The sequence below is a fragment of the Microcystis sp. LEGE 08355 genome (assembly GCF_015207185.1).
GTDB classification, from domain to species: Bacteria; Cyanobacteriota; Cyanobacteriia; order Cyanobacteriales; family Microcystaceae; genus Microcystis; species Microcystis panniformis.
Map to the genome: position 1 here is coordinate 1 of NZ_JADEXI010000132.1, position 9665 is coordinate 9665.

Below are 9665 nucleotides of genomic sequence, written 5' to 3' on the forward strand. Positions count from 1 at the left end.
AGTCTCTGGACTCTGTGTAAGACAGTACATGGTTTTTTAACTGTGGTATGCGACGGTGGTGGAAGCAGAAACTTAAATCGTGAGGTTTAGGAATCGCCGCACTTTTAGGGCGGCGAGGATGTCAACTGTCTCCTGTCTCGACTAGGAAATTAATTTTGCACGACTACTGAAATAAACAATCAAAATATTGTTTATTTCTTTTTGTTGCGATTGAGTATTTATACTGAACTTTTGTCCCTAGGATTTCTATAATAGTGTTAGGACAGCTAAAAAGTTAATTTGCGATTCGTTGACTGGGTATATGTAGTCAAGCTCGACGTTTTTATAACAGTTCTAGTCACAATTATCTGGTAAAAGTCTGGGTGATTTTTGTAGGTTAGTTTCCGACTAATCTCCGCTCGGTTTTGCTTGGAATCACAGCTAAGAGAAGGGGTAGATTATGAGTACTGATTATTCTCTCTTATTCGATGGGACTGATGACTATGTAAGTATTCCCCATAGTTCAAATGCGGTCACAATCGCTATTATTGATGATGATATACCAAAACCTGGAACTTTAGCATTTAGTAATGCTCAATTTACGGTTAATGAAGACGGAACACCTGTTAATGTTGTCATCATTAATCGTACAGGTGGAAGTGATGGAGAAGTTGGCGCGACGATAGCTTTAAGTGATGGAACAGCTAAACGTCCTAATGATTATCCTAATAATTCTATCCCTGTCACCTTTAATAATGGGGAAACCTCTAAAACCATTACTATTCCCATTGTAGATGATCTCCAATTTGAAAGTAATAAAACCCTTAATTTAACCCTAACAAATGCCACAGGTGCCGCAACAATAGGCACACAAGACAAAGCAACTTTAACGATAGTTGACAACGAAATTAATCAGGGAATAACCCTTGATGAAGGACAAACAAAACTGATTAATAATACTGTCCTTAAAGCTTTTGAAACGAATAAACAACCCACAGACATTATTTACACCTTAACTGATTTACCTGATAATGGTCTGTTAATTCTCAATAATCCCACTGGTAAAGCATTATCATTTGATGGAAGTAATGACTATATCGCTTTAGGAAATCCTAATGCGTTACAAATTACTGAAAATCAAACAATTGAACTATGGATTAAGCCAAATCATTTTAATTACAGACAAAATCCTTTTAACAAAGCTTGGGGAGGCGAAGGAACTCTTACTCTTGAAGGAAACGTGAGTTGGGCTGCTGACGGAACTGTTCATTACTATTATGGAGTCACTGGTAGAGACTGGGGTAGTAGTGGAATAAATTATCAAGCATTTAATACTAATCAAAGTCTAAATATTAATCAGTGGTCTCATCTTGCAGTTGTAAGAGATTTTAGCAATCAAAAACTTAGTTGGTATATAAATGGAGTAAAAGTTAATGAGACATACACCATATTTAATTCAGCAACACCGAGTAATAATCCTATCTATATAGGGACAGGATATACAAATTATTTTAATGGCTTAATTGATGAAGTCCTAATCTGGAATAAAACCCGAACTCAAGCTGAAATTCAAGCTGACATGAATCGTCAATTAACAGGTAATGAAACTGGGTTGGTGGGTTATTGGAACTTTAATGAAGGTTTAGGAAATACGGTTACAGACTTAACTAATAATCATAATAATGGTACGGTTTATGGTGCAACTTGGACAACAGGAATTGTACCCACCAGTACAACTTTAAAACTAGGTGATACTTTCAGCCAAGCTGATATAGATAATGGTCTTTTAACCTATCAACATAACGGTAGTGAAACCACATCTGATAACTTTAAATTTACCCTTGCCGATGTCAAAAATGAATTTCAGGTTAATACCTATACAACTAATAATCAAGGATTTAATGATAACTACCATCAATCATCAACAACAGCTTTAAAAGATGGTGGCTTTGTAATTGTTTGGTCATCCCAAGGACAAGATGGCAGTGATTGGGGAATCTATGGGCAACGTTACGACATTAATAGTAATAAAATAGGCAGTGAATTTCAAATTAATACCTACACTCAAAATGCTCAATATAACCCCTCAATTACAGCTTTAAATAGTGGCGGTTTTGTTGTGGTTTGGGCATCTAAATTACAAGATGGAAGTGGTAATCCTATTTATGGACAACGCTATGATACTAATGGCAATAAAGTAGGCAGTGAATTTCAAATTAGTACCTATACTGAAGATACCCAATGGTGGGAACCTTATCCTTCAGTAACAACTCTTAATGATCGTGGTTTCTTTGTCACTTGGGCATCTGAATTAGGAGATGTTAATGGTAACATTTATGGACAACGCTATGATGCTAATGGTAATAAGGTAGGTACTGCTTTTCCCATCAATACTTATACTTCTGGAATCCAAATACAAGCGGCCGCAATAACCCTAAATAATGGTGATTTAATCGTTGCTTGGCAATCCTATCCTCAAAATAATGGTCATTGGGGTCTTTATGGACAGCGTTATGACAACAATGGTAATAAGCTAGGCAATCAGTTTCAAATTCATTCTAGTCCTTATTATGATTATTCTGACCCGAAAATAGCTGTATTAACTGATGGTGGATTTGTTGTTACTTACCAATCTGGAGACTGGAATGGAAATGGTATTGATGGTAGTGGTTATGGTGTTCATGGACAAAAATTTGACTCCACTGGTAATAAAATAGGCAGTGAATTTCTAATTAATACTTATACTACTGGAAATCAATTTTATCAATCTGTAACTGCTTTAGGTAATGGTGGATTTGTTGTTGTTTGGCAATCCCAAAATCAAGATGGTAGTGGTTATGGTATTTATGGACAGCAAGTTGACGCTAATTGTAATAAGATTGGTAATGAATTTGCCATTAATCAATACACGGCTAATAATCAATGGTTTCCTGCCATAACAACCTTAGCAGATGGAAGTTCTGTTATCATTACTTGGACATCAGAAAATCAAGATGGTAGTGAAAACGGTATCTATGTACAAAAATTTAATACCAGCGACCCACCTATTTCTACTTTTAACATTACTATTAATAATGTTAATGAATCACCAACAAATATCCAAATAAGCAAGAATACCATTGATGAAAATAGTCCCAACGGAACAGTTATCGGCACATTAACAACTACTGATCCTGACGTAAATAATACCTTTACTTACAGCTTAGTTGATAATGCAAATGGACGCTTTGCCATTAATGGTAATCAATTAATTGTCGCTGATGGAACTAAATTAGATTACGAAACTAATCAAAAGCATACTATCACTATTCGGACGCAAGATCAAGGCGGATTAACCTACGATAAATCTTTTGATATTAACCTAATTGATGTGGCTGATTCTGGTGTAATTGCTTTCAGTCAACCTAATTATTCTGTCAAAGAAGACGGTACACCTATCACCGAAATTACCCTAAATCGTAGCATTAATACTCAGGGACAAGTTAGTGTTACTGTTACTCCTAGTAATGGGACGGCAACCTCACCATTAGACTACAATAATGCACCTATTACAGTAACATTTCCTGATGGTGAAACCAGCAAGAAAATTGCTATTCCCATTGTCAAAGATACTGGTTATGAAGGTAACGAAACCGTAAATTTAACCCTCGGTAATCCTACTAATGGCGCAACATTAGGAACACAAAAAACTGCTACTTTAACTATTGTTGATACTCCGATTACTTATTATCTAACGACTGCAACCACTTGGACAGATGCACAAGCACAAGCGCAAGCAATAGGAGGCAATTTAGTTACCATTAATGATGCAGCAGAAAATCAATTTTTAGTTAATGCTTTTGGTGGATCTGAATATTTATGGATTGGTTTTACTGATGCAGTACAAGAAGGTAATTGGCAATGGATTAATGGTGAACCTGTTACCTATACAAATTGGGCATCGGGAGAGCCTAATAATTCAGGTAATGAGGACTATGCTGGTCTTAATTGGGGTGGAATTGGACGATGGAATGATTATAAATTTAATGTCTATAACTTAAGAGGAATTGTCGAGGTTCTTGATGGAACATCTACCATTTCTATCGCTGACGCAACCATTAATGAATCTCAAAACCAAGCAACTGTAACAGTTAAATTAACAGGAATTAGCCAGCAAACCTTTACCATTGATTATAACACCAATGACGGAACAGCAAAAGCCGGACAAGACTATACTTCTGTTAGTGGAACATTAACTTTTAATGCAGGAGAAAGTCAAAAAACTATCACCATTCCCATTAATAATGACCCTGATTCTGAAGGAAATGAAACCTTTACCATCAATCTTTCTAATCCTATAGGTGGCGCAGTTTTAGGAACAAATACAGCTACAATAACGATTATTGATAATGACGTTTCCAGCAACCCCACCGAAGGAGATGACACCCTTTACGGAACACCAGGAAATGATACCATTGATGGCCTAGGCGGAAATGACCAGATTTTTGGACTAGCAGCAAACGATAATCTCTTGGGTGGAATCGGGAATGATACCCTTAACCCCGGTTTGGGAATCGACACCGTAAATGGTAACGATGGAAGTGACTTACTACTCCTCGATTACTCTACCCTAACCACCAATATTACCTCTACCAATACGGGTACAAGTGGCACAATCACCACTACTAATAACAGCGTCACCTACACCAACATCGAAGCAATGAACGTTCAGGGTGGCAGTGGCAACGATACTATCTACGGAACCTCTGGCAACGATACCATCTTTGGCAACGGTGGCGCAGATTACCTCATTGGTGGTGATGGCGATGATAGTCTCGATGGCGGCGCGGGTAATGATACCCTCTATGGTGGGGCAGGAGATGATACCCTCAATGGTGGTGTGGGAGATGATACCTTTAACCTGAGTGGTACAGGTACAGTTATTGGGGGCGATGGGGATGATATCTTTATCTTCTATGGCCCCTATACTGGTATCATCGACGGCGGTGGCGGTAACGATCGCATTGACATAGCACCGGGTTATTCTGGAAATATCATTTTCCCCGCAACTATCACCGGCATAGAAAGCGTAATTGTACCCGGAAGTGGTGGTAACGACTACCTCATCGGTGACGATGGTAATGATTCCCTCAATGGACAAGATGGTAACGACACCCTCGAAGGACGCGGCGGTAATGATAACCTTTTAGGTGGTACAGGCAACGATGTCATCTACACTGGTTTAGGAATAGATACGGTAGATGGGGGGGAAGGCATCGACCATCTGATCGTAGACTATTCTAGCCTAACAACTCCAGTCTCCTCAACCTACAGCAATGGTTCAGGGAGTATCAACACCACTGATAACCAAGTAACCTACGATCGCATTGATAGATTAACCTTAATCACCGGCAGTAATCAAGATTTTTTGGCAGGAACAACCGGCAGTGATAGCCTCGATGGACAAGCAGGTAATGATACTCTTTTAGGAGTTGATAGCCATGGCCTCACCCCGGGTCTTAATGAAATTGATACAATGACGGGAGGAACAGGCAGCGATCGCTTTATACTAGGTGATGAAAGTTGGTGGAGCTACGATGATCGCAATCATAGCAGTAATGGTGCCACAGACTACGCCCTAATTCAAGACTTTAGCTCGATCGAAGATATCGTACAACTGCACGGCGACAAGAGTTATTATCGTCTAGAAACCGTCAATAACGATACCCATCTCTACCTAGACCAGCCGGTGGGTGAACCAGATGAACTTATCGCTATTTTCGCCAATCTTACTGGTTTAGAACTGAACTCGGCCGCTTTTGTCTTCATTGCTGCCGCTATAGAATTGCCGCAAGTCAGTCTAGCGGTTAATCCCAGTAATGTCAATGAAAACGGTTCACCGAACCTCATCTATACCCTGACTCGCACTGGAGACAAAACTAATTCTTTAACCGTTAACTTCAACGTCAGTGGAACGGCTACTTTCAGCAATGACTACACCCGTAGCGGGGGTAATAGTTTTAGTGCAACAGCAGGTTCGATTACATTTCTAGCCGGTTCATCTACCGCTACCCTAACCCTCAATCCCACCGCCGATAATATCGTTGAACCCCATGAAACCATTGGCATTACCCTCACCAGTGGCACAAGTTATACGATTGGCACAACCGCAACCGTGACAGGCACAATTAGCAATGATGACGGAGATCCCAACAACAACGAACTCATCGGCGGTAGTGGCAATGATAGCCTCGGCGGACTAGCAGGTAACGACACAATTATCGGTAATGCCGGCAATGATACCCTCAATGGCGGTGCGGGTGTTGATAGCCTAATTGGAAATGCAGGCAACGATACCTATATCATCGATGACCTTAATGATGTCATTGTCGAGAATGCCAACGAGGGAACCGATACCGTTCAAACTTCGATTAATTTCGACTTAACAGCAACCAATCTAGAAAATATCACCCTGTTAGGAACAGATAACCTCAATGCCACGGGAAATAGTTTCAATAACACGCTAATTGGTAATGACGGTAATAACCTACTGCAAGGATTAGCAGGTAACGATAATCTCGATGGTAAAGCAGGTAACGATACTCTCGTTGGTGGTGCTGGCAATGATACTTATACTATCGATGCCGGTGATACGATTGTTGAAAATGCCAACGAAGGAACCGATGCCGTAAAAGCGGGTTTCAGCTACATTCTCGCTAATACCCTAGAAAATTTAACCTTACTCGCTACAGGAAATATTGACGGCACCGGTAATAACAGTAACAATGGCCTGACGGGAAATAACGGCAATAACCGACTGGAAGGATTAGCAGGTAACGATAACCTCAATGGGGGACTAGGTAATGATACTCTCGTGGGTGGCAGCGGCAATGATAACTACACCATTGATGGGGGAGATACCCTGATAGAAAATCTTAACGAAGGAACTGATACTGTCACAGCTAGTTTTACCTACACTTTGGGAGACAACCTAGAAAACCTCAACCTCAGTGGCAATGCTGCTATTAACGGCACTGGGAACAATCTAAACAACAGTCTTAATGGCAATAGTGGCAATAATCTTCTTCTTGGGTTAGAAGGGAATGATTCTCTTGATGGAAAAGCCGGTAATGACACCCTCGAAGGAGGCGCTGGTGACGACACTTATACCATCGATGCAGGGGATACAATCACAGAAAATGCTAACGCAGGAACCGATACGGTTAAAGTTGGTTTTGCTTCCTACACCCTAACCACTAATTTTGAAAATCTGACTTTAACGGGAACTTTAGCCATTAATGGGACAGGCAATAGCAGCAATAACCTCTTGACAGGGAATAATGCCGCTAACACCCTTACCGGACTAGACGGAAACGATACCCTGCTAGGCGGTAGTGGCAATGATACTCTAGTTGGCGGCAATGGTAATGATGTTCTCACAGGAGGTTCGGGACTCGAACAATTTGTCTTGAATGCACCGGGTACCGGCATTGACTCAATTACCGATTTCAAAGTAATCGATGATACCCTTGTGGTTTCTGCGTCTCAATTTGGTGGTGGGTTGACGCTGGGAACGGCTATCGATTCTAGTCAATTCCGCATCGGCGCCGGAGCCACCACAGCAACGACTGCTGACCATCGTTTTATCTATAATTCCACCAATGGAGCTTTATTCTTCGATGCCGATGGTAGTGCCACTACAGCTATGGCGATTCAGTTGGCTACCCTCTCCCCACAATTAGCTTTAACTGCCGGTGATTTTATCGTTGGAGTTTGATAATAAAAAGTAAAGGGTTCTGGTATTGCTGATTTTAACTATGAATTATCTTATACCCCTGTATCATTCGTAAACAGAGGGGTTGAGTATCATCAATCCTTACCTCCTCTTGCCCAAAAAAGCCACAAACAGACAAAGGAAATATTACGACCAAACCCGTTTTATTCCGTTTTGCTGCTCACTCAAAACATCCTACAAGTTTTAACTCATACCAAATTTCTCAATCCATGACAGACATCCACGCTCGAATGCTTGCCAAGCCTGCATTCGTTGTGACGCAAATAAAGAAAAATGGGATCATATTGGTGATTTTCTCTCACTTAAGGTGAGCAGCAGAAGTTGTTCAAAGAGGGCGCAAGCATTGCGCCCCTACAGTAACGGATTTTGTCCACAATGTAGGGGCGAACTGCGTTCGCCCAAAAGGTACATTATCAAAGCGCAAGTCCCTTACGGGATTTTCCGAAAAATAGGGCAGTTTTCAGGCTACCCTAACCGGAAAATTAATCCCCAAAATGGGAGATAATCGCGTCGGCAAATTCGGAACATTTCAGGGGAGGATTAACGGGAGGTTCCATCAGACGAGCTAAATCGTAGGTAACTTGTCGATTAGCGATCGCCGCTGCGATGCCTTTTTTAATCAAATCGGCCGCTTCTTGCCATCCCATGTATTCCAACATCATTACCCCAGAAAGAATCACCGAACCGGGGTTAATTCGGTCTAAACCGGCGTGTTTAGGGGCTGTGCCGTGGGTTGCCTCAAAAATAGCGCAACTATCGCCAATATTCGCCCCGGGTCCCATCCCTAAACCACCGACGATCGCCGCTGCCGCATCGGAGAGATAATCACCATTCAGGTTCATGGTAGCGAGGATTGAGTATTCATCGGGACGGGTTTGGATCTGTTGGAAGATACTATCGGCAATGCGATCGTTAACCATAATTTTATCTTTCCACCGGCCATTGCCGTGAGTTTCCCAGATAGCATCGAGAACACTGGTCACTTCTTGGCAGATTTTGGCTTTTTTCTCGTCCGTAAGGGCATCATAACCCGGTTCCACCATGCGGGCGTTATCTTCGATGCTAAGATCAGGGTTTTTCTCCTTATTGCTCAGGATCCATGATTCCATCTCGGTGACGCACACATCCCGGAATTCACTTTTAGCTAATTCATAACCCCAATCCCGAAACGCCCCTTCGGTATATTTCATAATGTTACCCTTATGGACGAGAGTAACCTGATTTTTCGGTTTCGGTAAAGTCAGCGCTCGTTCGATCGCCCGGCGGACTAATCTTTGGGAACCTGTCTTACTAATCGGTTTGATACCGATACCCGCATCGAGGGGAATTTGTTTTTTCCCGTGTTCGGGAGTGGCGGGAATTAGTTCTGTATTGAGATAATTAATCAGTTTATCGGCGATTTCCGTGCCTTGTTTCCATTCGATGCCGAGATAGATATCCTCGCTATTTTCCCGATAGACGATGACATCGAGTTTTTCCGGGGTTTTATGGGGGGAAGGGGTTCCCGCATAGTAACGACAGGGACGAACACAGGCATAAAGGTCAAAAATCTGCCGCAAAGCCACATTCAGGGAACGAATGCCGCCACCGATGGGAGTGGTCAAGGGACCCTTGATGGCTATACCATATTCTTTAATCGCTGTCAAGGTATCTTGGGGTAGATATTGATAGGTCCCGTAGATTTCGCAAGCTTCATCGCCAGCATAGACTTTAAACCAATGGATTTTCCTTTGACCAGCGTAGGCTTTGGTGATCGCTGCATCGATAACTTTTTCGGTTGCGGGCCAGATATCGACCCCCGTACCGTCACCGCGAATGAAGGGAATGATCGGATCGTCGGGAACTAGAGGTTTTCCCTCAGAAAAAGTAATTGTCGAGCCTGTTGTCGGTGGGGTAATTTTGTCGTAGCGCA

The 9665-nt window shown here is 41.7% G+C and carries 2 protein-coding genes; one reads left to right on the forward strand and one right to left on the reverse strand.

Features of this window, described 5'->3' with window-relative positions:
- The first annotated feature begins 439 nt into the window (after positions 1 to 439).
- The gene (locus tag IQ242_RS09095; RefSeq protein WP_193959745.1) at positions 440 to 7735 is read left to right on the forward strand and encodes a Calx-beta domain-containing protein; all 7296 of its coding nucleotides are present in this window, start codon (positions 440 to 442) and stop codon (positions 7733 to 7735) included.
- 500 nt (positions 7736 to 8235) lie between these two features.
- Here the strand turns inward: IQ242_RS09095 and IQ242_RS09100 are convergent.
- Positions 8236 to 9665: NADP-dependent isocitrate dehydrogenase (locus tag IQ242_RS09100; protein ID WP_228020901.1), on the reverse strand; the 1430-nt coding region annotated here is incomplete at its 5' end.